Origin of the sequence: Acinetobacter sp. SCLZS86 (assembly GCF_021560715.1) — a bacterium.
GTDB lineage: Bacteria > Pseudomonadota > Gammaproteobacteria > Pseudomonadales > Moraxellaceae > Acinetobacter > Acinetobacter towneri_A.
Genome location: NZ_CP090864.1, coordinates 955092 through 977838, shown reverse-complemented (window position 1 = coordinate 977838; position 22747 = coordinate 955092). Strand labels below are relative to the sequence as shown.

General features: G+C 39.6%; 17 protein-coding genes and 7 pseudogenes. 10 read left to right on the top strand and 14 right to left on the bottom strand.

Going from position 1 to position 22747, the window contains the following annotated elements; translation table 11 throughout:
* Positions 1-466: 466 nt before the first annotated feature.
* A complete protein-coding gene (locus LZP46_RS04540) occupies positions 467-886 on the bottom strand; it encodes an SMI1/KNR4 family protein (RefSeq protein WP_001180106.1) in 420 nt (139 codons plus the stop codon).
* Between the two features lie 133 nt (positions 887-1019).
* Here LZP46_RS04540 and LZP46_RS04535 point away from each other — a divergent pair.
* Together LZP46_RS04535 and LZP46_RS04530 are read left to right on the top strand one after the other, a co-directional pair.
* Positions 1020-1181, top strand: a pseudogene (locus LZP46_RS04535) (IS3 family transposase); the annotation flags it as partial.
* Between the two features lie 78 nt (positions 1182-1259).
* Positions 1260-2669 carry a TIGR00341 family protein gene (locus tag LZP46_RS04530; protein ID WP_004871243.1) on the top strand — a complete coding sequence of 470 codons (1410 nt, stop codon included), beginning with the start codon at positions 1260-1262 and terminating at the stop codon, positions 2667-2669.
* Between the two features lie 32 nt (positions 2670-2701).
* On the opposite strand, the pseudogene LZP46_RS04525 reads toward LZP46_RS04530, so the two are convergent.
* The 8 genes and pseudogenes from LZP46_RS04525 to LZP46_RS04490 form a co-directional block, all read right to left on the bottom strand.
* Positions 2702-3538 (bottom strand): annotated as a pseudogene (locus LZP46_RS04525) (BCCT family transporter); the annotation flags it as partial.
* Positions 3539-3719: 181 nt separating this feature from the next.
* A complete protein-coding gene (locus tag LZP46_RS04520; protein ID WP_236094811.1) occupies positions 3720-4619 on the bottom strand; it encodes a cation diffusion facilitator family transporter in 900 nt (299 codons plus the stop codon).
* An 86-nt stretch (positions 4620-4705) separates the two neighbouring features.
* The gene (locus LZP46_RS04515) at positions 4706-7846 is read right to left on the bottom strand and encodes an efflux RND transporter permease subunit (protein WP_236094810.1); all 3141 of its coding nucleotides are present in this window, start codon (positions 7844-7846) and stop codon (positions 4706-4708) included.
* Complete coding sequence (locus tag LZP46_RS04510) at positions 7836-9065, bottom strand: efflux RND transporter periplasmic adaptor subunit (protein ID WP_016658777.1); 1230 nt, start codon at positions 9063-9065, stop codon at positions 7836-7838. Before LZP46_RS04510 ends, LZP46_RS04515 begins: the two co-directional genes overlap by 11 nt.
* 1 nt (position 9066) lies before the next feature.
* Positions 9067-10392 carry a TolC family protein gene (locus tag LZP46_RS04505; protein ID WP_035269736.1) on the bottom strand — a complete coding sequence of 442 codons (1326 nt, stop codon included), beginning with the start codon at positions 10390-10392 and terminating at the stop codon, positions 9067-9069.
* A gap of 48 nt (positions 10393-10440) precedes the next feature.
* Positions 10441-10809: a cation efflux protein, CzcI-like gene (locus LZP46_RS04500; protein WP_035269733.1), complete on the bottom strand. Its 369-nt coding sequence runs from the start codon at positions 10807-10809 to the stop codon at positions 10441-10443.
* Positions 10810-11145: 336 nt separating this feature from the next.
* Positions 11146-11322: pseudogene (locus LZP46_RS04495) on the bottom strand (integrase core domain-containing protein); the annotation flags it as partial.
* Between the two features lie 52 nt (positions 11323-11374).
* Positions 11375-12079 carry an IS6-like element IS1008 family transposase gene (locus LZP46_RS04490; RefSeq protein WP_004733335.1) on the bottom strand — a complete coding sequence of 235 codons (705 nt, stop codon included), beginning with the start codon at positions 12077-12079 and terminating at the stop codon, positions 11375-11377.
* A gap of 70 nt (positions 12080-12149) precedes the next feature.
* On the opposite strand from LZP46_RS04490, the pseudogene LZP46_RS04485 reads away from it, so the two are divergent.
* Positions 12150-12270 (top strand): annotated as a pseudogene (locus tag LZP46_RS04485) (IS3-like element ISMxa1 family transposase); the annotation flags it as partial.
* A 38-nt stretch (positions 12271-12308) separates the two neighbouring features.
* On the opposite strand, the gene LZP46_RS04480 reads toward LZP46_RS04485, so the two are convergent.
* On the bottom strand, positions 12309-12815 hold the full coding sequence (locus LZP46_RS04480; RefSeq protein ID WP_004695718.1) for a hypothetical protein: 507 nt from the start codon (positions 12813-12815) through the stop codon (positions 12309-12311).
* A gap of 252 nt (positions 12816-13067) precedes the next feature.
* Here LZP46_RS04480 and LZP46_RS04475 point away from each other — a divergent pair, with 252 nt between their 5' ends.
* The 5 genes and pseudogenes from LZP46_RS04475 to LZP46_RS16350 form a co-directional block, all read left to right on the top strand.
* On the top strand, positions 13068-13388 hold the full coding sequence (locus tag LZP46_RS04475) for a helix-turn-helix domain-containing protein (RefSeq protein WP_004695717.1): 321 nt from the start codon (positions 13068-13070) through the stop codon (positions 13386-13388).
* Between the two features lie 249 nt (positions 13389-13637).
* Complete coding sequence (locus LZP46_RS04470; protein WP_004695714.1) at positions 13638-13898, top strand: helix-turn-helix domain-containing protein; 261 nt, start codon at positions 13638-13640, stop codon at positions 13896-13898.
* Positions 13895-15121, top strand: a pseudogene (locus LZP46_RS04465) (type II toxin-antitoxin system HipA family toxin). The gene LZP46_RS04470 and the pseudogene LZP46_RS04465 overlap by 4 nt, the downstream one beginning before the upstream one ends.
* Positions 15122-15534: 413 nt before the next feature.
* Positions 15535-16447 (top strand): annotated as a pseudogene (locus LZP46_RS04455) (IS5 family transposase).
* A gap of 175 nt (positions 16448-16622) precedes the next feature.
* Positions 16623-16745: pseudogene (locus tag LZP46_RS16350) on the top strand (DUF2726 domain-containing protein); the annotation flags it as partial.
* Positions 16746-16761: 16 nt separating this feature from the next.
* Here the strand turns inward: LZP46_RS16350 and LZP46_RS04450 are convergent.
* From LZP46_RS04450 to glnA, 4 genes are all read right to left on the bottom strand, one after another.
* On the bottom strand, positions 16762-17019 hold the full coding sequence (locus LZP46_RS04450) for a hypothetical protein (RefSeq protein ID WP_236094807.1): 258 nt from the start codon (positions 17017-17019) through the stop codon (positions 16762-16764).
* Positions 17020-17215: 196 nt separating this feature from the next.
* Positions 17216-18094 carry a 4-hydroxybenzoate octaprenyltransferase gene (gene ubiA / locus LZP46_RS04445; protein ID WP_236094806.1) on the bottom strand — a complete coding sequence of 293 codons (879 nt, stop codon included), beginning with the start codon at positions 18092-18094 and terminating at the stop codon, positions 17216-17218.
* Positions 18095-18108: 14 nt separating this feature from the next.
* Positions 18109-18597 (bottom strand): chorismate--pyruvate lyase family protein, encoded by a 489-nt coding sequence (locus LZP46_RS04440; protein ID WP_236094805.1) that lies wholly within the window; start codon positions 18595-18597, stop codon positions 18109-18111.
* A 207-nt stretch (positions 18598-18804) separates the two neighbouring features.
* On the bottom strand, positions 18805-20220 hold the full coding sequence (gene glnA, locus LZP46_RS04435) for a type I glutamate--ammonia ligase (RefSeq protein ID WP_442863540.1): 1416 nt from the start codon (positions 20218-20220) through the stop codon (positions 18805-18807).
* A gap of 874 nt (positions 20221-21094) precedes the next feature.
* Here glnA and LZP46_RS04430 point away from each other — a divergent pair.
* Together LZP46_RS04430 and trpD are read left to right on the top strand one after the other, a co-directional pair.
* A complete protein-coding gene (locus LZP46_RS04430; protein ID WP_004971915.1) occupies positions 21095-21679 on the top strand; it encodes an anthranilate synthase component II in 585 nt (194 codons plus the stop codon).
* Positions 21680-21696: 17 nt separating this feature from the next.
* Positions 21697-22743, top strand: a complete 1047-nt coding sequence (trpD, locus tag LZP46_RS04425; protein ID WP_236095171.1) for an anthranilate phosphoribosyltransferase — start codon at positions 21697-21699, stop codon at positions 22741-22743.
* Positions 22744-22747 lie beyond the last annotated feature (4 nt).

The window sequence follows — 22747 nt, the reverse complement described above, 5'->3', positions numbered from 1 at the left end:
ATTGGATAAAAATGAACAATTTCGTAAATTATAATTCTTTAACACTAAAGTTACATGTTACTTATGATTAAAAATCATTTAAATGATACATAATTTCATGAACTTTCAGATTGTAACTTTAGGGTATACTCTATAGTTACATAATTCGTGATTTAAAGAGACCTAGAAAAAGAGAAATGGTATTTATTTGAGCTAATCAAAGTTGAGAAACTTTAGAATTCTTGCGTTAGTCAAATTTTAAGCAGCCAAAAGCTATATTTTATGAGGTTTTAGCCAATTCAAAAATTAGATAAACTATACTTTCGCAAGAGGTCTTTTGATTAAATAATAAGCGTGGAACGTGAAAAATCATAAAAAAAGCCCACCTTGGGGAAGATGGGCTATCAACTAGAAACTACAGCATTGATTTCTAAAGAGAATTATAACGCATTTCGTATAAGGTGTATTATGTTAATTTTAGAGATTCTTAATTTCCATCTATCCAAACTTGCTTGATCCAATCTGCTAAATCTTCCCACTGCTCATCGCTATATCCATCTGCTGTCCAATATCTAATTTTATGATTAGGAGATAGGCAATAATAACTACCATTATCTTCACAAATAGGTAGCCAATCTTCTGGCAGACCTTGCTCCCTAGCATCATTTAATATCTGAGATAGCCCTCGATAGCATTCTTTCTCATCTGTAAGAGACGCTAATTCAATTGTTCCATAAAAGATATTGCTAATCTCTTTCAAAACTTTTTTATAATCTTTTGGAAAAATAAAACCTATTTTTCGTTCATAAGCAGATATGAAAATATCATCAGGTAGTTCTATGTTTAGACGACTATTCCCAGATAGTTCTTTTAATTCTTGAATAATGTTATCAAGCTTATTTTGCATATACATTCTGCTCTATCGCATTAAAGTTCTTACTACAATTTAACATAATGGCTGTTATACGAATTGAACTTTTCTTCATCTAAGAATATAGTGTGATTAACAATGTTAATCATAGGAGCTTAACATGGCTTCAAATGCACTAGTCCATCATCGCAACTACAAAACAAGGGAAGAAGCCAAAGCGGATATTACAAAATATATAGAGTTATTTTATAATCAGCGAAGAATTCAAAAAGGCTTGGATTTTAAGACACCAAATCAAATGGCAGAAGACTTTTATCGGTTAGCTGCCTAGAATCTCCCAAGTGAAAGTCTCCTGCTAATTCAGCACACATCAGTCTTTCCACAGATGGATAAAAAGTAGGATGTTAAATTGACCAACACCTCTAATAAACACAACTCCTCCTTTAATTATACAAGTAGATTAAGACGTGCACGCCATCGCTTTAGTCTGCTGGCAGATAAGGCAGAAGATGATGAAATCGAGCGTCGTATTCGTGATGGGATTGAGCTATCAGGAGCCATTCCCTGGATTTTAATATTCGCTATTTTTATTGCATCAGTCGGATTAAATATCAATTCAACAGCCGTGGTTATTGGAGCAATGCTAATTTCTCCACTTATGGGACCGATCATGGGGGTGGGGCTGGGTGTAGCAGTTTATGACTTTAAACTGGTAAAACGGGCACTCTTCAACCTAGGTATTGCAACACTGATCAGCTTGGTCGTATCCACTCTATATTTCTCGATATCACCCCTCGATAATGCACAATCTGAACTTTTATCACGAACTAGCCCAACCGTTTGGGATGTGCTCATCGCATTATTTGGTGGATTGGCAGGAATCATTGGGATCACTCGAGAAGAAAAATCAAATGTTATTCCAGGGGTGGCGATTGCTACAGCATTGATGCCACCTGTCTGTACTGCTGGATTTGGTATTGCAACTGGACAGTGGAGCTTTGTTGGTGGTGCACTGTATTTATATACCATTAATTGTGTGTTCATCAGTTTGGCAACTATTATCGGTATCCGGATTTTAAGGTTAAAGCCACATAGTTTTGCTGACGAAAAAGTAGAAAGACGTGTAAAAATATCTTTGCTGATGATCGCAATGGTGACCGCAATTCCAAGTGCCTATCTGGCGACTAAATTAGTTAATGAAGAAGTTTTTAAATCAACTGCCAACAAATTCATTACACAAGAATTTACCTTTAAAGAAACACAAGTCGCCAGTTCAAAAATTGATAGCAAGACACGGACCATTGAGTTGGCTTTAGTCGGTTTGCCCTTAAGTCAGGCGACGTTGCAGAATATTGAAGGGAGACTTGCTGTTGCAAATCTCGAAGGAACTAAAATTATTGTGCATCAAACCAATGATGATAAGGTTGATGTGACTGCCTTAAAATCTGGGGTATTGAGTGATTTGTATCTGAATGGACAAGAAGCCCTGCGCCAAAAGGATGAACAGGTAAAACAATTACAGCAAGAATTAAGGGTGAAAAATGCTTTATTTGCCAATGCAAATGATGTTTTTGCAGAGCTACGTGCACAGCATCCCACTGTAAGCTCTATTTTTCTAGGACAAGGCATTGATTTACCGACTGATCCCAATCAAAAGCAAATACTGCAACTTAGTGTGAGAACATCTGAACCACTATCGAGTGAAGATCAAATTCGCATTGAAAATTGGTTCAAGGTTAGAATGAAGACGGATGCTGTACTATTAGATTTTTTGGTAAATCAAGATATTGTTAATCAAAAAGATAGCAGTTCAAACTAATACTTGTTAATTTGAACTGCTATGTAGATTGTTTAATTACGGACTACATTTAAAAAATACAAGTGGCGTTCGTATTGATCAATAATGTCCTGGAGTAAATCTTCTTGTGTCCATTCCATGACATTGTAGTTTTTCCCCCCTTCTTTTAGAAAAACTTCCGCTTTGTAATATTTCAGAGAGAGGCTACTTTCGTCATCGAGCATAAAACTCGGAGCTCGTGTTTCAGTAGCCACGACTTGATAGATGAAGTTGATTTCATTTTGATGATCTACTTTCAGTAATAGCCCCCCATCAACCTCACGGATTGAAACATCCAGATTCCGGCGCTGAAATTCATGTTTTATGTTCTGAAAAGCCTGATGAACATTCTGATGAATATAGGCTGTTACTTCGGCTTTAGAATGTGGGTAATGCATAATTAAACCTAGACGCTGTTGCCAGCTTCTTGGGTTTTGTATAGCTCGTGGTGTGATCCTAGCACTTTGTAGGGCCTGTACTTTTAAGACATCTAAACGTAGTGCCTTGATTAACCCCCAGCACAATAACAGCATAATGAAAGTAAAAGGCAAGGCACTCATGATCACTGCAGATTGCAAGGCACTTAAACCACCAACGATCAGCAAGATAATAGAAAGAACAGCAATCACAGCTGTCCAGAACAAACGTTGCCAAACAGGGGAGTGCTCCGTTTTAGCCGTAAGGTAATCTGTGATCAAGGCTCCTGAATCAGCCGAAGTAACAAAAAACAGGAAGATCAGGAGGGTAGCAACCAGACTGGATACACTAGAGAGAGGTAAAGTCTTTAAAAATTCGAATAAGGCAACAGAAGAATCTTTTTCTACAGCCAATACTAGACTGGAATGATTTTGAACCGTACCGGGTTTGTCGGAGACTTTTTTATTTAAGTTAGGCCACCTGACCTAACGGGTTAATCTTATCATTGAACCGTACTGGGTTTATCGGAGAGAAGTTTTTAATATCTAAATTTATGTAACTATAGAGTATACTTTAAAGTTACACAAAACATCTATATGAAGACTAAAGTCCAAATTAGTGTTTATGTTGGTTCAATGTATTACATTCCGTACTTTCTATTTGTAACGTAATTTCAGTAATACTATGATTATGTTTTAGAACGTCTAAGGCCTTTTGATAGAGCTGATCTGGATTGCTATTAGGAGCAACTAAATGAGCAGTTAAATGAATGTTTTTTGAAGATATAGCCCAGACTTTCAACTGATGAATCCCTTCAACACCCTCTAGCATCAATAAATCATTTCTTAACGACTCAATATCAATCTCATCAGGAACCCCTTCAAGCAGAATATTAATACTTTGTTTTAATAAAATCCAAGTTCGAGGTAAGACCCAGAAGCCAATTAACACAGCGATTACGGTATCAACCCACATCCACTGGGTAAAATAAATAACTATTCCTCCGATAATCACGCCTATCGATCCTAGAGCATCACTAAGAACTTCTAAATATGCACCTTTTATATTTAGACTTCCTTCAGCACTAGCAGAAAGGATTTTCATTGAAATCAAATTTACGACCAAACCAATGACCGCGACAATCATCATTTCAACACTTTGAATTTCAGCAGGGTTCGTAAAACGTTGATAAGCTTCATATACAATATATATTGCTACCACAAAAAGCATCACCGCATTAAACAGAGCCGCTAAAATTTCAAATCGCTGATAGCCAAAAGTTCTTTTATCATCTGCGGCTTTTTTACCAATTTTGATAGCGGCAAGAGCAATAGCTAAAGCGGCTACATCAGTAAACATATGAGCTGCATCAGATAACAAAGCCAAACTTTGGGTAATAAAAGCAGCGACAACTTCTACTATTAAAAAAGTAGTCGTTAAACCTAAGGCAACCATTAACTTCTTACTATTTTCTTCAGTAACAACCGCATGGCTATGATCATGATGTTCTGACATAAAATATTTTCCTTATTCTATTTATGATGAGCAGAGATATTGGATAACAGCCAATATCTCTGCTGTAAATCGACTAATCTATTGGATTAAGAAACTTTCTTTTCATTCATCCAACGATAAAGCACGGGTAACAGCACCAAAGTTAGTAATGTTGAAGAGATAATCCCGCCAATCACTACGGTTGCCAGTGGCCGTTGAACCTCAGCCCCTGTTCCGGTTGCCAGCGCCATTGGTACAAAACCCAGTGAAGCCACACAAGCTGTCATCAACACTGGTCTTAAGCGCAAAATAGCCCCTTGCCACACGGCTTTATGCACTGGATATTTGTCCCTTAATTCCTTAATAAAGGTCAGCATTACCAGTCCATTGAGGACTGCAACACCAGATAAGGCAATAAAGCCAATTCCAGCTGACATCGATAATGGAATATCCCTTAGCCAAAGGAACAGCACACCACCGGTCAAGGCAAAGGGTACCCCGGTAAAGACCAATAGACTTTCTTTGACATTGTGAAAGACCGCCATCAGTAAAATAAAGATAGTGATTAAAGCCAGTGGAATCACGATTTGCATCCGTGCTTTGGCTGAAGCCAAATTTTCAAACTGACCGCCATATTCTATCCAATAACCACTTGGCAAAGTGTATGCTTTGAGCTGTGTCTGTACATCAGAAACAAAAGACCCTAAATCACGCCCTTCAACATTCGTTGTAACCACAACTCGGCGTTTACCATTTTCTCGACTGACTTGGTTGATTCCTTCAATGGTCGAGACTTGCGCGACATCCGACAATAAAATACTGCCACCATTTGGAAGCTGAATAGGTAACTGGGAAACAGATGCGACACTACGGTCTTGCTCTCCAAGACGGATAACAAAATCAAAACGACGATCGCCTTCTAAAATCTCTCCCACGCTTTGTCCACCAATACTGGTTGCCACAAGGTCTTGAATTGAACGCACACTCAAACCATATTGTGCAGCCAAAGTTTTATTTACCTCGACATTCAGTAATGGCAAACCTGAGGTCTGCTCAACTTTCACGGCACTGCTACCCGATATTTGCTGAATGATTTTGGAGATTTTAGTCGCCTCAGTATTGAGGACATTCATATCATCACCGAAGATTTTCACACCAACATCACTACGCACACCTGAGATCAATTCATTAAATCGGAGTTCAATCGGTTGTGAAAATTCACTATTATTGCCTGGAATCGTGGCTAAATACGTCACCATACGGCCACGTAATTCATCTAAACTTTCTTTAGGATTTGGCCATTCTGAACGAGGCTTTAACATGATATAGCCATCTGAAATATTGGGTGGCATGACATCTGTTGCAACCTCGGCTGTACCCGTTCTGGCAAATACTGCCTTAATTTCAGGGAAACTCTTTAAAAGAAGTTTTTCAGTATTCTCCTGAATACGTAAAGACTCTACTAAGCCTGTACTTGGTGAACGTAACTGTTGTACCGCAAAGTCTCCTTCACTGAGCTGTGGTGCAAATTCACTGCCGAGTTTGGTACTGATAAATCCCGTAATCACTAATACACACAGTGCAAAAGTCAGCACAACTGCTTTGTATTGATACGAAATATCAAGAGTTTGCTGATATTTAGCTTTTAGCCATAACATCCAACGACTTTCTTTTTCTTGAATATCGCCTTTGACCCACAATGCCACAGCAGCAGGCACAAAGGTGATCGATAAAATAATGGCTGCAACAAGGGCGAGTACCACTGTCAATGCCATCGGATGGAACATTTTTGCTTCCACACCACTTAAAGCAAAAATCGGCAAATACACCACCAAAATAATAAGCTGACCAAAAATAAGAGGACGACGTGCTTGGCGGGCAGCCAGAAAAACTTCCTTAAAGCGTTCACTTTGTGTGAGAGGTCGTTTTAACAGTTGCTGTGTATGGGCTAAACGCCGGATACAGTTTTCGACAATCACCACAGCACCATCGACAATGATGCCGAAATCGAGTGCACCTAAACTCATCAGATTGGCACTGATATTTTTCTGTGCCATCCCGGTTAAGGTAAACAGCATAGAGAGTGGAATGACACAGGCAGTAATCAAGGCAGCACGGATATTCCCTAAAAACAGGAACAGAATGATGATGACCAGGATTGCTCCCTCTACCAAGTTTTTCTGAACGGTTTTAATCGCCTTCTCAACCAAGGTAGTACGGTCGTACACCGTTTCAATCACTACCCCTTTAGGCAAACTATTCTGAATATCTTGAAGCTTGGCATCCACAGCTTTAGAAACAGTCCGGCTATTTCCACCCATCGCCATCATGGCAACCCCTAAAACGGTTTCTTTGCCGTTATAGGTTGCCCCACCGGTTCTTAAATCATGCCCAATAGAGACTTGCGCAATATCACCAACCCGAATTGGGCTGCCATTTGGGCTACCCAGCATGGTGTTCTCAATATCAGAAAGCCCATTGAATGCACCCGGTACACGTACCGTCAGTTGCTGACCATTGTCTTCAATATAACCTGCACCTCGGTTCTCATTATTTTGCGCTAAAGCCTGTTGCAGTTGTTCTAATGAGATATTCAGTTGCTGCATCCGGTTTAAATCGGGAGAGACCACATAGGTTTTTTCAAAACCACCAATACTGTTGACCTCTGCAACTCCCTTAACACGTTGCAGTTGAGGACGCACAATCCAGTCCTGAATCTCACGCAAATCCATCGGCGTGTATGCAGTTCCATCCGGCTTTTTCGCATTCGGATCTGCCTTCAGTACCCATTGATAAATCTCACCGAGACCCGTAGAAACGGGGGACATCGTCGGTGCGATTTGTGCAGGCAACTCAGATTGCGCCTCCTGTATCCGTTGGTTAATCTGCTGACGGGCCCAATAAATATCAGTCCCATCTTTAAAGACAATGGTGACTTGAGAGAGTCCATAACGGGATATGGAACGGGTAAGCTCCAGATCCGGAATGCCAGCCATGGCATTTTCAATGGGATAGGTAATCCGCTGTTCGACTTCAAGCGCAGTAAAACCCTTGGCTTGAGTATTAATCTGGACTTGGGTATTGGTAATATCGGGTACAGCATCAATCGGGAGTTTCTGATAGCTATACACCCCGACCGCAATCCAGGTACAGACAAAGAGCAACACCCAAATCGCATTTTGTATGGAAAACTGAATGATTCGTTCGAATAAACCTTCTGGTTTTGGCAGATCAGAATTAATGTTCATGGCCTGCCTCGTCTTTTTCTAATTCAGATTTCAACAAGAAACTGCCTTGAGCGATATACTTCTGCCCTTCAGTCAGCCCAGAAATCACTTCAAGCCATTGTCCATCACTTGAAGCCTGCCCCAATTGCACTTTCTGTGCTTTTAAGTGGACTTGACCTTTTTGTTCTGAATCTACGATGAAAATACTGTCTTCACCTTCAATACTTTGCAGCGCAGACTTTTGAATCCGAAGGGCTGATTTTGCTGTAGCTTCCGGAATCAACACTCTCACTAACACATTAGAACGCAACTCAGTAGCTTGCGCATCGAGTTTTGCGCGCACCACCAGACGCCCTGTTTGTACATCTGCCTGAGAGGTTAGGCTTTGTACAGTAGCTTTATAGATTTGATCTGAATCATTCACTTTAAAGTCAATTTTTTGCCCGGCTTGCAGTTGACCTGAGAATTGATTCGGCAAATTAAACTCAAGCCATAAATCTTTCAGCTGTTCAATGACAAAGAGCTGATTAGCCAGTTGCACATTTTCACCGACCACAATATCTTTTTGACTGATCACCCCAGAGATCGGTGCTTTAATCAGAAAACGCCCATTGTTATTGCCACTTGCACCTAATGCATTTAAACGTGCTTGTGAGGACTGGACAGTAATCTGCGCTTGACGGTAGGCATTTTCGGCACGCTGGTAATCCTGTTTGGCAGAAATCCCCTGTGACCAGAGTTGCTGTTCGCGCTGGTAATCTTTACGGGCCAAATCCAGATTCACCTGTGCCATACGCAGATTTGCCTGTTGGTCGATCAGTTCAGGCACGATTAGTACAGCCAGCGTTTGTCCTTTTTGCACGCTCTGTCCTAAAGCCACATTGACCTGCTCGACATGACCACTAAAATTAGGCGATATATGCGCTTGTTGATCGGTATTCACCACCAATTTACCTGGCAGGGTTGTCAGCTTTTCAACCAATCCTGTGGATGCAACAGCAACTTTTAAACCTTGTTCAACCATTTGTTGGCTGGTCAGTTGTATTTCGCCTTCTTCAGCATGTCCTTCTTCAGAACTATCTTCATCAGAATGTTCGGCATTTCCCTCATCATGACCATGCCCCTCAGATTCAGTTTTTTTTGAACTTAACCAAATAACCAGACTGACCAAGACCGTAATCAGAATCAAAATTGCAATCATGAGAGACTGGGATATTTTTCCGTTTTGCTTGGCGTTCATTTTATCGTGCTCCCCCATTGATTAAATTTTGCGATGCTTCGACTGCCTTTTTATTCAGTTGTGTATAGGCATCCGAACGGCTAATTTCTTCATAACTTGTGCCAATACTGAGTGCCTCAGCTGCGAGGGCAGTTTGCCAAGCTTGACGTAGAATTTGTAATTGACCCAATCGAAGATTCTGCAGTTGGGTGGTTGCTTGCTGAACGTCGGTAATGGACAGTTTCCCTGCCTGAAACCCTTGTAAAGTACGGCTCTGAACTTTGGTCGCCAAAGTAACTTGTGCTGTTGTGGCATCGAACTGGCTACGTAAACCTTTGAGCTGATGCATGCTGTTGGCAATATTGAGTATTTGTTGCTTCAGCTCACGCTGCTGCTGTTGGTTCAGCAATATTTGCTGTTGCTGGACCATCGGGATCGCATATTGCTGGCGGTTGAAAATATTCAGTGGAATAGCCACGCCGATTGCCAAAGTCGTATCGTTGCTTTCATTAGGGGTTTTGCTACGTTTCATGCCTACATTTAAAGTCGGATTGGGACGTGCCTGAATTCTTAAATTTTCAATTTGATGATCCGATTGCTGAATGTTCAAGGCATAGAATTTTTCTAGCCACCCTTCAGCAATATACCGTTGCACAGTTTGGAGACTTTGCTCTGGCCAAGGGATAGCGGTTTTATTCAATTGAAGATGTGAAGATGTTTCTCCCCCCCACAAATTAGACAGCTGACGACCGGCAGCTTGTTTATTCAGCATCGCTTGCTGATAAAGTCGTTGGATTTCTAGCGCTTCAATTTGGGTACGCTCAAAATCAACCAGGGCAATACTGCCTGCCTGATAGCGTTTCTGGGCACTGTCCAGATTGGCTTTACTTGTTTTTAACTGTACTGAATAAGCAGACTGCTCAACCTCAGCAAGTGCAAATTGCGACCATGCAAATTTAACAATCAGTTGGCTTTGTGCCTTCCATAATTGCTGTTGCAATTGGATTTGTTGATTCGAGGTATTGGCAATCACCCGGTTCAGCTTACGCTGACCAAATAGATCTAGAGGTTGACTAACGCCAACATTGAATTCCTGTTCTTGACCTGAGCCAAAGCCAGACTGTTCTAAACTTATACTTGGATTCTGCCATAACCGACTTTGCTGAATATTCAATTCAGATATTTGCTGAACTTGTTGCCACAGCTTGTCTTGAGTCTGGTAACTTTGTACTTTTGCTAAAGCGGATTCAAAGCTGGTAACGTTTTCAGCATAGCTATATTGCATAGCCGCTGCACATATACAAGCAACCAAGCTATGACGCAAGAGTATAATTGATTGTGAAGACATGATTTTTCCCACTTATTTAAATAATAAAAGTGGTGGGAATGTTTTAGGCTACCCCACCATGAGCGGGGAAAATTTGGGAGGTGGGCTTTGTTGAAACAAGTCAGGAGCCTGATAGCTGTTTTTCCAATGAAATTGTGGATTCACTTTAACTTCAGAGCTTGGATGAAACACATCTACTTTTTCATTTTGTACAATCAAATGCGTCATCGATGGTAGATGATCTTGATGATCTTCACCGATTTCTAAATCGCTACTGAATGTTTTTATGTTTTCTGACTGTCCATTATGATCGTGTTGACGACTATCGCTGGCACACAAGGTATTTTGGTGATGACCAAAATGATAACTCTGCTGTGATTGAGGCTGTTGTTCATGGACACAAAAGGCCGCCGCCACATTCCAAAAGCTTTGGAACATGAACAATCCAACCAAGACTGTAATCCATGTAGTAGAACGCATCATCATAACAATCGAAAAATTTGTACCAAGTATAAGGCTTAGAGCCACTCCAAGGTCAAGCTTAATAAATTAAATTAAACATTCAATGAACACTGAATAGCCGGCACTTTTGCAAATTTACCTTGTCTCTATAAGCTCACATCAATTTCAGGTAAGAATAACAATAGATAGTGAACCGTACCGGGTTTGTCGGAGAGTCAATATTCTGAGAGACTACCCCGATGACAAAATTAAAATATACCCCTGAAATCAGAGGGTAATCCTCCCATAAATAACCGAAGTTAAAAGTAGAGGTTAAGCAGCCATTAGAGGTGGCTTTCCTTTGTTAGCTTGATGTGGTCTTTCATGGTTGTAATGCCACAACCAGTTTGTTGCATAATCTTGTACTTCATCCAAAGTATCAAATAAATGCTTGCTCAGCCAACTATAACGTATGGTCCGATTATAGCGTTCAATATACGCATTCTGCTGGGCACTGTTGCAAATAGAGATTTGAGTCGATGAAGTTCCTTTTTAAAAGTGCTTAGAGACCGAAAACCCTGTTGATTAGACACACTTCACCCTGAGGCTGACCATAATAAAATGACCATGCTTGTCCTTTACGTAGTGCACGCATGACTTCAATACCTTTAATTGTGGCATAAGCCGTCTTCATAGATTTGAATCCTAATGTGGCCCTGATGATCCGCTTTAACTTACCATGATCACATTCAATGACATTATTTTTATACTTAATCTGCCTGTGCTCAATATCTACTGGACATTTTCCTTCTCGCTTTAACCGTGATAAAGCATGGCCATAGGTCGCTGCTTTATCTGTATTGATGACCCGTGGAATTTGCCATTTTTTCACCGTATTGAAGATCTTTCCTAAAAAACAATAGGCTGATTTACTGTTCCGTCTAGCGGAAAGGTAAAAGTCAATCGTATGACCACGTTGATCAACTGCACGATACAGGTAAGTCCATCGCCCCTTCACTTTGATATAAGTCTCATCCATATGCCATGAATGTAAATCTGTAGGATTACGCCAATACCAGCGTAAGCGTTTTTCCATTTCTGGAGCATAACGCTGAACCCAACGATAAATTGTGGTGTGGTCAACATTCACACCTCGTTCAGCGAGCATTTCTTGAAGTTCACGATAGCTGATGCCATATTTACAATACCAACGAACAGCCCAAAGAATGATTTCACCTTGAAAGTGCCGACCGTGGAAGGGATTCATCTGCTGTATCTCGAAATAAATAAGATATTTAGCTTATCATGTCAGCCTATTTGCAACAGTGCCGAGCTGAGATGAACAAAAACGTGTACCTGACTTGGTGAAACGGAATTTTAGAGCAGATCATCCTAAATCACTTGTCGGTTGCTGACTTCGCATATATTCGAACCAATTCTGGTTGGGTTTATGCGGCAGTGAATTACTGCATTATATAACTTGTAGTTCTCCTTCTTTAGAAGGATTCATGTTGATCATTTTCAATATCGTTGAAAATATTCACTATAAAACTATTCTTATTTTCTAATTCCTTTAACTCTTTAGATATAACATTCTCATATTTGTCGAAAAAACCTTGTAGATCTGGGTTTTTAGTAATGATATTTTCAATGAAAACTTTTTCGATTTTACGTCTTTCGAGTGCATTTTCCAAACTCTTTTGTTCCTCAATTAATGCTTCTTTGACTTTCTTTACTTTCTCAACATTTCGATAGGATTTTAAATAAGAAGATTCGCTGTATCTAAAAATATTACGGTTATCCTTGTCTCTCACTGTTAAAAGAAAATTGCATTTTACTAGTATATTTAAGCCTCTATAAATACTTTGCTTTTCAGAGAGTTCAATAAATTGTCTATCATTAAAAATAGCCTTTATAAAGTCATTCGCTCGCCATTCGATGATTTCATGATTCAGTAAAATGTGAAAAAAATCACTGTAAAAAGGTAGAGTATATTTTGACATGGATAAGCACAATTAAAGCAAAAGAGAGTTGATGACCTTAGTGTTGAACTGTATATAGAATCATAACTTTAACAATTGGTAGAGGATCAAAAATAGGCTCTTGAGATCAACGCAGATCTGGCAAGCTTGTTCAAAAGTTACCATCGGGCAATGTAATGTCGACTTCTTGATTTCACAATACTAAGGAATCCTTAGTAATAACTCAAGTTGAAACTAAGAAAATCTTAGTTTTAAGGTGGGTGCTTATGTTTAATGCCAACACATAATTTAAATGTTTTTGCCTTACGACTTCGTATAGCGCGAAAAGCAAAAAAACTTTCACAAGAGCGCTTGGGGATCTTGGCTGGAATTGATGAATCTTCTGCTAGTGCGCGTATGAATCAGTATGAACGTGGAAAACATGTTCCTGATTTTTTAATGGCTTCCAAAATTGCAGAAATTTTAGATTTACCAACAGCATATTTTTATGTAGAAAACGATTTATTGGCAGAAATAATACAAGTTAGTCATACTTTAAGTAATGAGCAGAAGTTAGAAGTTCTACGATTTATTAAAGACTTACAAAAGTTTTGAATCTTATATCTTTCTTCTTGAATAAGATGAGTATAGTTCATGATGCAACTTTGACTTCGGTCTGGCGGAGGCAAAATGCTAGCTCATCTTGCCTCCTTCCTATGATTTAATCTCTGTAATACTTTATTTTTAGATCTAAGTAATCAAAAAGCAGAATAATATTACGTTAATTTGTTAGCTAATTAGATAACTTCATATACTAAATATATTATATTAGCTATATAGCTAACATATTGTGGCCGAATTACTATGGCGAGTAGAGTAGAAATTGGAAAAAAAGTTCGTATAGAACGAAGAGACCTTGGCTATACACAGCAAAAACTATCCGAATTGATCCGAATCAATAAAACTACAATCTCTGAGATCGAGAATGGACGTTTTACGGGTTCATTTGACATATTTGAACGTGTACTTGATGCGGTTGGTTTGCAGTTTGATGTATCTCCAAAGCAACATTCCCTGCCCCATTGGGATGAGATTGAAAATATGTTTGCTGAGGAGGATGAATGAATTCTCAAACCAATCTTCCTGCAAAAATCACCAATATCATGGTGCGTGCCAATCAAACTGAATTAGGTGTCTTAACCTATGGTTCAGTTCACCATTATCAGCCATTACAAGAAAAACAGCATGTGTCACTTACCATGACCCGGAAACGTATGGATGGTTATTCTTCAGGCCCGCTCCATCCAATATTTGCGCAGAATATTCCTGAAGGGTTCAATCGTAGATTAATAGTTGAAAAGCTTTCAAGATATACCAAGGTCAATGACATGTACTTATTGGCACTGCAAGGTGATCAAGGCATCGGCATACTCTCATACAAAAGTGAGTTAAATTTTCCCGAGGTAGAATCTTTGAACTTAAGTGAAATTCTATCCTATCGTAGTAAAGAGCCCCTTTTCCCACAACTCTTAGAAAAATACTATCTCAGGACTTCATTGGCTGGGATGCAGCCCAAGGTAAGCATTCCGGATGCATATACTGTTCAATCGGATAACAAAGTTCAGCAAAGGGATTTGATTGTTAAGTCCTTTGATTCCGAATTTCCATTACTTACCGTCAATGAGTTTGTCTGTATGCAGGCTGCACGGCATTGTGGGCTTGAGCCACCAAAGACTTACTTGTCTGAAAATTTAGAAACCTATGTGGTAGAACGTTTTGATAAAACCAGTGATGGTACAAAACTAGGCTATGAAGACTTTACGACGCTCATGAAAAAATCAAATGATCCATGTGCAAAATATACAAGTAGCTATGAAACTCTTCTGAAAGCAACTTATCTATATACGGGTAGCGTAGCTGAAGTTGAAAAAATGTATAAATACATCGTATTCAACTGTTTAATCGGTAATGGCGACGCACATCTTAAAAACTTTGCTTTGCAATATTCCTCAGATATGAAGAACATTTTTGTTTAACCACCCTTTGATCTTACCCATACCCTGATCTATGAATCAATTGATAATCAGATGGCACTCAAACTGGCGGGTAGTAAAGCATTTCCAGACCTGTCACATCTCATCAAATTGGCTGAAAGTGACCAATTTAGAATCAGAAATCCCAAAGCAATTATAGAATTCTTGAGCGAAAATATATTGGACTATCTTCAAACCTCTAACGAGGTTCAACTCTTCGATGGCTTGCGGACATCTATTGAATGTTCAATTTCAAATATTATGGCGGCAAGCCATGTTGCCCAGAGTTACCACGATGACAAAAATCATGGTTAAGACATATCAATCCATTAACTGGGATATTATATGACTAATTACAAGCTGTTCAATGCACTAGTTTAGTTTTAGTATTGGTCAATTCGATTAATTTTCATTCTTATTCCCATAGCGACATGATCCGTATTGATGAAATCTGGCTCTCTACCCAGCCGATGGACATGCGTGCGAGTATGGATACGGCTATGGTTCAAGTGCTGATAGCCTTTGGCTATATAAAACCGCATTACGCCTACCTGTTCTGTAATAACGTGGTCATCATATGAACGTGTGGTGCATGATGGGCTAGGTATTTGGTTGTGTGACTGGCGATTGGAACAAGGGAAGTTCCATTGAGTGAAGATTTATCAATTTTAAGAGGTATTGTTGCACAAACCTATCTCTAAAGGCTTATTCCACAATATAATTTTCAAATGCATAAGCCTACACCTAAAATTTACCGTACAACCAATTAGTCTTCATACAACAGAGCTCTTATTAATCGCGAAAATTTTGCCATTTGGTTTGATCCCAAGATTCAGTGGTATGCACTAACCAATAGTAAACAAGGTCGAAATCAAACTTACTCTGATGCAGCTATCCAGTTTGCTTAATGGTTAAATCCTTATTTCGTCTGTCTTTACATATGGCCACTGGCTTTATTAAAAGTCTCATTAAACTGTGTGGTCTAGATCGGTCAGCTCCAGATTGTTCCACTATTTGTAGAAGAAAAAAGTAAATTGATATTGCATTTCGCTATCAAAAAAGCAGTAGTGGGCTTTATCTACTCGTTGACTCAACAGGTCTAAAGTTTTTAGATGAAGGAGAATGGAAACATAAGAAACACCAACCTGGATATCGTCGCCAGTGGCGTAAACTGCATATTGGTATAGATGCTAAAACCCTGCAAATAAAAAAAGTTCAGCTTACAACCAACAACGTGAGTGATTCGCAAGTCCTTGGATATTTACTTAATCAAATTCCGTTGGGTGAGCAAATAGATTCCGTCTATACAGACGGAGCATATGATATGAAACAATGCCGCCAGGTCATTGCGGAGCGGCCGCATGCATTGGTTCCACCTAGAAAAAGATGAAGATTAGGAAAGATAAAAAATTTCATTCTCAGGAGCGAAATGAATTACTTCGAATAATTAAAAGTCTAGGCAGAACATTATAGAAAAAATGATCAGGCTATCATCATCGGATCTTGGTGGAAACCAAGATGTATTGCAATAAATTAACAGCAATAAGTTTTCCTAGTCAGGTAAATATGATTCATGCACGTGTGGCAGTGTTAAATAGGCTTAAGGAATTAGGTCGTCCACACACCCAAGTTGTCACTTAAATTTAGATAACTTGGGGAAAATTTAGCTTTTGAGTATATGTGCCACAAAGCCTATCAAAATTAAGACTTTAATGAGTGAAATTTATTCATTAAATTTGCTCTCTTTTCTACTATGTAATTTCATATGAAATGACTGTTTTTATTTGACAACTAAATTTATGAAATTAGGAAAACCTCACATATTGGTAAAGAACAAGAAGATGCAGAACGTGACGCAATGTTTCACGAGGCGGGTTATCGCGTTGTCCGATACACCGAAATTCCGAGTATCAGACAATTGCAATCAGATTTGAGCTGAAATCATCAACTCGATATTAAGGTGTAGCTTCTGAAGCGGCTTGTATCTGACCCGCCAGCTTCGCTTGCTGTTCTGCAGCTTCACGCGCTTCAATACGCGCAATAATTTCTGCCTGTTGTTGTTTATATTTTTCCTGATTTTTAGCATCACTATTGACTGCTAAAAATGCCATGCTGACCAAAAAGATAGGAATCAACAAACCTAAGCTTGCCAAGAAAATCATCTTTTTTAGGCTTGGCTTTTTTGCAGGACTTTGCTGTTCAGACTGTGACATCATCTATTCCTAATTCAAACTTCTAAATGAAGCTCAATATATCAGAATAATGCTGATTGTGCTTTGTGCATAAGTACGCACGTTCTAATGCTCAGTTTAATTTTTAACAGCAAAAATTGATCAGAGATCGAACAAAAAAGCACCTAACCACACTACCATTGGATACTTTGCTCAGTTTTTTTTCGCACAGAAATATTTACATTAAAGCCAATACGATTCCTAAAAAAATAATCAGCCCTACCCAACGGTTATGACGAAATGCCCAAAAACAGCGTTGCGGGTCTTTATCTTTGGTTTTACCCCATTGATATATAAAGTCTGCCACTACCACCAATAATGCCACTAAACCAAATGGAATCAGTAAATTTTCTAACCACAAAGCCGTACCAATCAAAAGCACACTGGCCGCTTGCAATAAGGAAATAATTAGAATGTCATAGCGACCAAATAAAATTGCAGTCGATTTCACCCCAATTTTTAAATCATATTCACGGTCTGTAATTGCGTATTGGGTGTCATACGCCACAGTCCATGCTAAATTGCCGAAATACAATAACCAGCAAGTGAGATCAGGCGTTGCACCAACAGCGGTATAAGCCATGGGGATAGACCATGAAAATGCCGCTCCTAAGAACACTTGCGGCAAATGGGTGTAACGCTTCATAAACGGATAAATAAACGCTAAAAACAATGCCCCAAAAGACCAATAAAACGTTTCAATCGGTAAGAACAACAACATGGCTGCGCTAAGTGCAACCAAACCTAAGAATACATAAATAGCTTCTTTGGCACTAATCACACCCGTGGCTAAAGGACGTGTTTTGGTACGTTCTACATGACCATCTACCTTACGGTCAGCAAAGTCATTAATAGCACAACCTGCGGCGCGCATAAAAATTGTGCCTAGAATCATAGGGATTAATATCCCGATAGATGGCATACCCTGATTGGCAATCCACAAAGCCCACATCGTTGGCCAAAATACCAGTTCTGTGCCAATCGGTTTATCGAAACGACACAAATAATAATACGCTTCTAAACGCTCACGCCACGTGATCTGCTGTGCCAATGCCATACCAATCTCGTATCTTAATATTGTTGAATAAATTGCTCAAAATGCGGTAAAAAAGTTTCTTGCACAATAAACTTACATCCATGCCAAGTATAGCAACTCTGCCGTGTCCAGCCTTCTTCGAGCAAAACCACACGTCTTTGACATAGTGGATTGGTGCGATGAAACAAAAACCAGCCAATCGGTTTATTGCCAATGTGCTGAAATAAACGGGCTTTGCTTTGTAAACTTAGAATCGGAAAAATACTTTTGGCTTTGACCCATGGCTGTTCATCACAGCCATATAAATAGCTTTCACGCACCCATGAGGTGTGCCAATGTGGCATTTGCATCCACTGGGCATCTTGTAAATTTAAACGCTGAAAAGATTGTTGCAGCGGCTCAACTTTAAATTGTCCGCCTGCGAGCTGAGTCAGTTGTTGGGTCAAAGAACCTGCTGCATATAGCCATGTTTTTAATTCAGAAGGCAGATTTGCCTGCTTGGGAAAAATAGGCTGTGTTCGCATGTTCCGCCACCTTAACAAGATAGCCTAGTGTAGCCCAAATTTAGGCAAAGTTTTGTGACCGATGGCGCAATTCTGTGCAATTATCCAAAAAAATTAAGTGAATTCTTATATTTTGATAAAATCCATGCCAATTCAAAACCATGATTGCACCATCTAAAACAAAAAACCCGCCGAAGCGGGTTTTTCAAATTTAAGATTTTCGATGTATTACAAGCTGTAGTACATATCAAATTCAACTGGGTGAGTAGTCGTGTTCAAACGACGTACATCTTCAGTTTTCAATTCAATATAAGCATCAAGCATGTCTTTGGTGAATACACCACCTTTTAATAAATAGTCGTGATCTTCTTTCAAAGCATCAAGCGCCATTTCTAGGTTGTGTGCCACAGTTGGGATTTTTGCTTCTTCTTCAGGCGGAAGGTCATACAAGTTCTTGTCTGCTGCTTCACCTGGGTGAATCTTGTTTTGAATACCGTCAAGACCCGCCATCAACAAAGCTGCGAAACCTAGGTACGGGTTCATCATTGGATCAGGGAAACGTGCTTCAATACGTTTGCCTTTCGGGCTAGAAACATAAGGAATACGAATAGATGCAGAACGGTTACGCGCAGAGTAAGCCAACATAATTGGTGCTTCAAAGTGCGGTACTAAACGCTTGTACGAGTTTGTAGATGGATTCGTGATCGCATTCAATGAACGGGCATGCTTGATGATACCACCAATGAAGTACAACGCCGTTTCTGACAAACCAGCGTATTCATCACCCGCGAACAGGTTTTTGCCATCTTTAGAGATTGACATGTGAACGTGCATACCAGAACCGTTGTCGCCTACCATTGGTTTAGGCATAAAGGTTGCAGTTTTCGCGTATTGGTGCGCTACGTTCCACACTGCATATTTGAACTGTTGTACTTCATCCGCTTTACGCACCATGGTATTGAAGCTTACACCAATTTCTAATTGGCAAGATGCAACTTCGTGGTGATGTACTTCTACACGACCTGGGCCCATGATCTCTTCGATTTTTGCACACATGTCTGCACGCATATCTTGAGAAGAATCTACAGGAGGAACTGGGAAGTAACCACCTTTCACACGTGGACGGTGACCAGAGTTACCAGATTCATAGTCTTTACCAGTTGACCATGCAGCTTCTTCAGCGATCAATGTATGGCGCGCGCCAGACATGTCGATTTCCCATTTTACTTCGTCAAATACGAAGAATTCTGGTTCAGGACCGAAGAATGCAGTATCACCAATACCTGTCGATTTTAAATATTCTTCTGCACGGCGAGCGATTGAACGTGGATCACGGTCATAACCTTGACCAGTTGAAGGTTCAATGACATCACAAGTCACCACTACTGTAGGCTCAGCGAAGAACGGGTCGATAAAACCTGTTTCAGCATCTGGGCGTAAAATCATATCTGACGCTTCAATACCTTTCCAGCCAGCAATTGAAGAACCATCGAACATTTTACCGTCTTCAAATGTATCTTCATCAATAGTGTCTGCTGGGTAAGTCACGTGTTGCTCTTTACCTTTAGTGTCTGTAAAACGGAAGTCTACCCATTTTGCGCCACTTTCTTGGATGAGTTGAAGGACCTTGTTCGCCATGCTCAATTTGCTCCGATGTTTTTTTGTTGCACCCGAAAGTGCGTGTTAGTAGTTGGCAGTTATTAAGCAATTAGCGTACCAACTTTTAAAAGCAAAGATAAAACTATGAATTCCGCATGAGAATACATCATTTAAAAAAATTACTTTATCGTTATTATACTGTCAGAAATACGATTTGCACCATATTCAAACATTGTTGATGTGATTAGATTTAAAACTGCAAAATATAGCACCATTTTAGTGCATTAATGTTTTATTTCTGTTGAATTTTAGATCAAAAAATAGCTCAAACTGTATCTATGCAAGCATTTTGCTGTGCCAAGCTTGCATTGAGCAATGCAAATTGTCCGACCAATCTTAAACAACCTTTTATTTTTTATTGAGCAAAAATAATAAGATCGTTTAAAAATCCTAAATCTGTATTCTTTTCGAGCAAACCGATTGAAAATACCTTTACTACACATTTGTATTTTCTATCGAAACGCTGCACTCAAACTGCCTGACGTGAACCGCTAATAACATGCGCCAGGATGCTACTTTTGGCGCATTTTTTATGCTGTCTTAAGTGTGAAGCTAAAATATGACGGCAGAATGACCCTGCTTGATTAAGTGGTCATTTCTTTCAAATCAAACCTGAACATTGCGCAGCAAGCTTTGAAAATCTATAAATTGGTGAATGCGCTGATAAGCTTTAACAGTGATTATCATATAAATAGTCCGCAGAAAATACTTATTATTTGCTATGATGATAAGTGCTTCCTTATTCCATTTTCTTTTCGATAAGAAAAATAAAGCCCTTTCTCATTATAGGCGCAGGAATAAAGCAAATTATTTCAGACTCTTTAGCACTTAAAGTTTTTAATTTTCAATAGGTTAGCTCATGCTTTTAATGATAGATAACTATGACTCTTTTACCTACAACATCGTCCAGTATTTTGGCGAGTTAAATCAGGAAGTAAAAGTCGTTCGTAATGATGCCGTGACATTAGAAGATATTGAGCGATGGCAACCTAAGTATTTAGTGATTGGTCCTGGCCCTTGTTCCCCATCTGAAGCAGGGATTTCCATTCCTGCAATTCAGCATTTTGCAGGCAAAATTCCGTTACTTGGCGTGTGTTTAGGACACCAAAGTATCGGACAAGCTTTTGGCGGAAACATTGTACGCGCTAAAACCGTGATGCATGGTCGTTTATCGGATATGTACCACAGCAATACAGGTATTTTTAGCAATCTGCCTTCTCCATTTTCTGCAACCCGTTACCACTCTTTGGTGATTGATCAAGCAACCTTACCAGATTGCCTAGAAGTGACATGCTGGACCAAAGAAGCAGATGGTTCGATGGAAGAAATTATGGGTGTGAAGCACAAAACTTTGCCAGTTGAAGGCGTGCAATTTCACCCTGAATCGATCCTTAGCCAACACGGCCATCAAATTTTTAAAAACTTTTTGGAAATTTACGCATAATGAGCGAGTCAACTCCCATGAATATTCAACAAGCACTCAACCATATTACAAAACAAATTCACCTGACTCAGCCTCAAATGGAAGATGTAATGCGCGCGATTATGTCGGGTGAAGCAACAGAAGCTCAAATTGGTGCATTGATGATGGGCTTACGCTTAAAAGGCGAAAGCATTGATGAAATTACTGCAGCTGCACGTGTAATGCGTGAATTTGCCATTAAAATTGATGTGAGCGATATTCCGCACCTTGTGGATATTGTAGGTACAGGCGGCGATGGTCAAAACCTATTTAACGTTTCTACCGCCTCTGCTTTTGTGATTGCAGCTGCAGGTGCAACCATTGCCAAACACGGTAACCGTGGGGTTTCAACTAAATCGGGTTCATCGGACTTGCTAGAGCAAGCAGGCATTAATCTTGATTTAAATATGCAACAAACTGAACGCTGTATTCGTGAAATTGGCTTAGGTTTCTTGTTTGCACCGAATCATCACAAAGCCATGAAATATGCGGTTGCACCACGTAAAGAGTTGGGTATTCGCAGTATTTTCAACTTACTGGGGCCATTAACCAACCCGGCAGGTGTAAAGCGTTTTGTCATTGGTGTATTTAGCGATGAATTGTGCCGCCCTATTGCAGAAGTGATGAAACTGCTGGGGGCTGAGCATGTCATGGTGGTGCATTCAAAAGATGGTTTAGACGAAATTAGCCTTGCTTCAAGCACTCATGTTGCAGAGCTCAAAAATGGTGAGATTACTGAATGGGAACTTACTCCTGAAAGCGTGGGAATTGAATCTCAAACTTTAACAGGACTGACTGTAGACAACTCGGCTGAAAGTTTAAATTTGATTAAAGATGCTTTAGGCAAAAACAAATCCGACAAAGGCGAAAAAGCGGCCAACATGATTGCACTCAATGCGGGCGCGGGTATTTATGTTTCTGGTCTAACTACAAGCTACAAACAAGGTGTCGCTTTGGCACATGACATTATTTATGGTGGACAAGCTTTGGAAAAAATGGGCGTGTTATCTGAATTTACCAAAACGCTCAAACAGTACGAAGCATAAAACA

What these genes read in the sequence shown, in the direction of transcription:
- LZP46_RS04430 (WP_004971915.1), top strand. Translation starts at nt 21,095, where the DNA reads ATGCTTTTAATGATAGATAACTATGACTCTTTTACCTACAACATCGTC.
- ubiA (WP_236094806.1), bottom strand. Translation starts at nt 18,094, where the DNA reads ATGGCATTGGCACAGCAGATCACGTGGCGTGAGCGTTTAGAAGCGTAT.
- LZP46_RS04510 (WP_016658777.1), bottom strand. Translation starts at nt 9,065, where the DNA reads ATGAACGCCAAGCAAAACGGAAAAATATCCCAGTCTCTCATGATTGCA.
- LZP46_RS04450 (WP_236094807.1), bottom strand. Translation starts at nt 17,019, where the DNA reads ATGTCACAGTCTGAACAGCAAAGTCCTGCAAAAAAGCCAAGCCTAAAA.
- LZP46_RS04440 (WP_236094805.1), bottom strand. Translation starts at nt 18,597, where the DNA reads ATGCGAACACAGCCTATTTTTCCCAAGCAGGCAAATCTGCCTTCTGAA.
- LZP46_RS04480 (WP_004695718.1), bottom strand. Translation starts at nt 12,815, where the DNA reads ATGTCAAAATATACTCTACCTTTTTACAGTGATTTTTTTCACATTTTA.
- LZP46_RS04520 (WP_236094811.1), bottom strand. Translation starts at nt 4,619, where the DNA reads ATGTCAGAACATCATGATCATAGCCATGCGGTTGTTACTGAAGAAAAT.
- LZP46_RS04470 (WP_004695714.1), top strand. Translation starts at nt 13,638, where the DNA reads ATGGCGAGTAGAGTAGAAATTGGAAAAAAAGTTCGTATAGAACGAAGA.
- LZP46_RS04475 (WP_004695717.1), top strand. Translation starts at nt 13,068, where the DNA reads ATGCCAACACATAATTTAAATGTTTTTGCCTTACGACTTCGTATAGCG.
- LZP46_RS04540 (WP_001180106.1), bottom strand. Translation starts at nt 886, where the DNA reads ATGCAAAATAAGCTTGATAACATTATTCAAGAATTAAAAGAACTATCT.
- LZP46_RS04515 (WP_236094810.1), bottom strand. Translation starts at nt 7,846, where the DNA reads ATGAACATTAATTCTGATCTGCCAAAACCAGAAGGTTTATTCGAACGA.
- trpD (WP_236095171.1), top strand. Translation starts at nt 21,697, where the DNA reads ATGAATATTCAACAAGCACTCAACCATATTACAAAACAAATTCACCTG.
- LZP46_RS04505 (WP_035269736.1), bottom strand. Translation starts at nt 10,392, where the DNA reads ATGTCTTCACAATCAATTATACTCTTGCGTCATAGCTTGGTTGCTTGT.
- LZP46_RS04500 (WP_035269733.1), bottom strand. Translation starts at nt 10,809, where the DNA reads ATGTTCCAAAGCTTTTGGAATGTGGCGGCGGCCTTTTGTGTCCATGAA.
- LZP46_RS04490 (WP_004733335.1), bottom strand. Translation starts at nt 12,079, where the DNA reads ATGAATCCCTTCCACGGTCGGCACTTTCAAGGTGAAATCATTCTTTGG.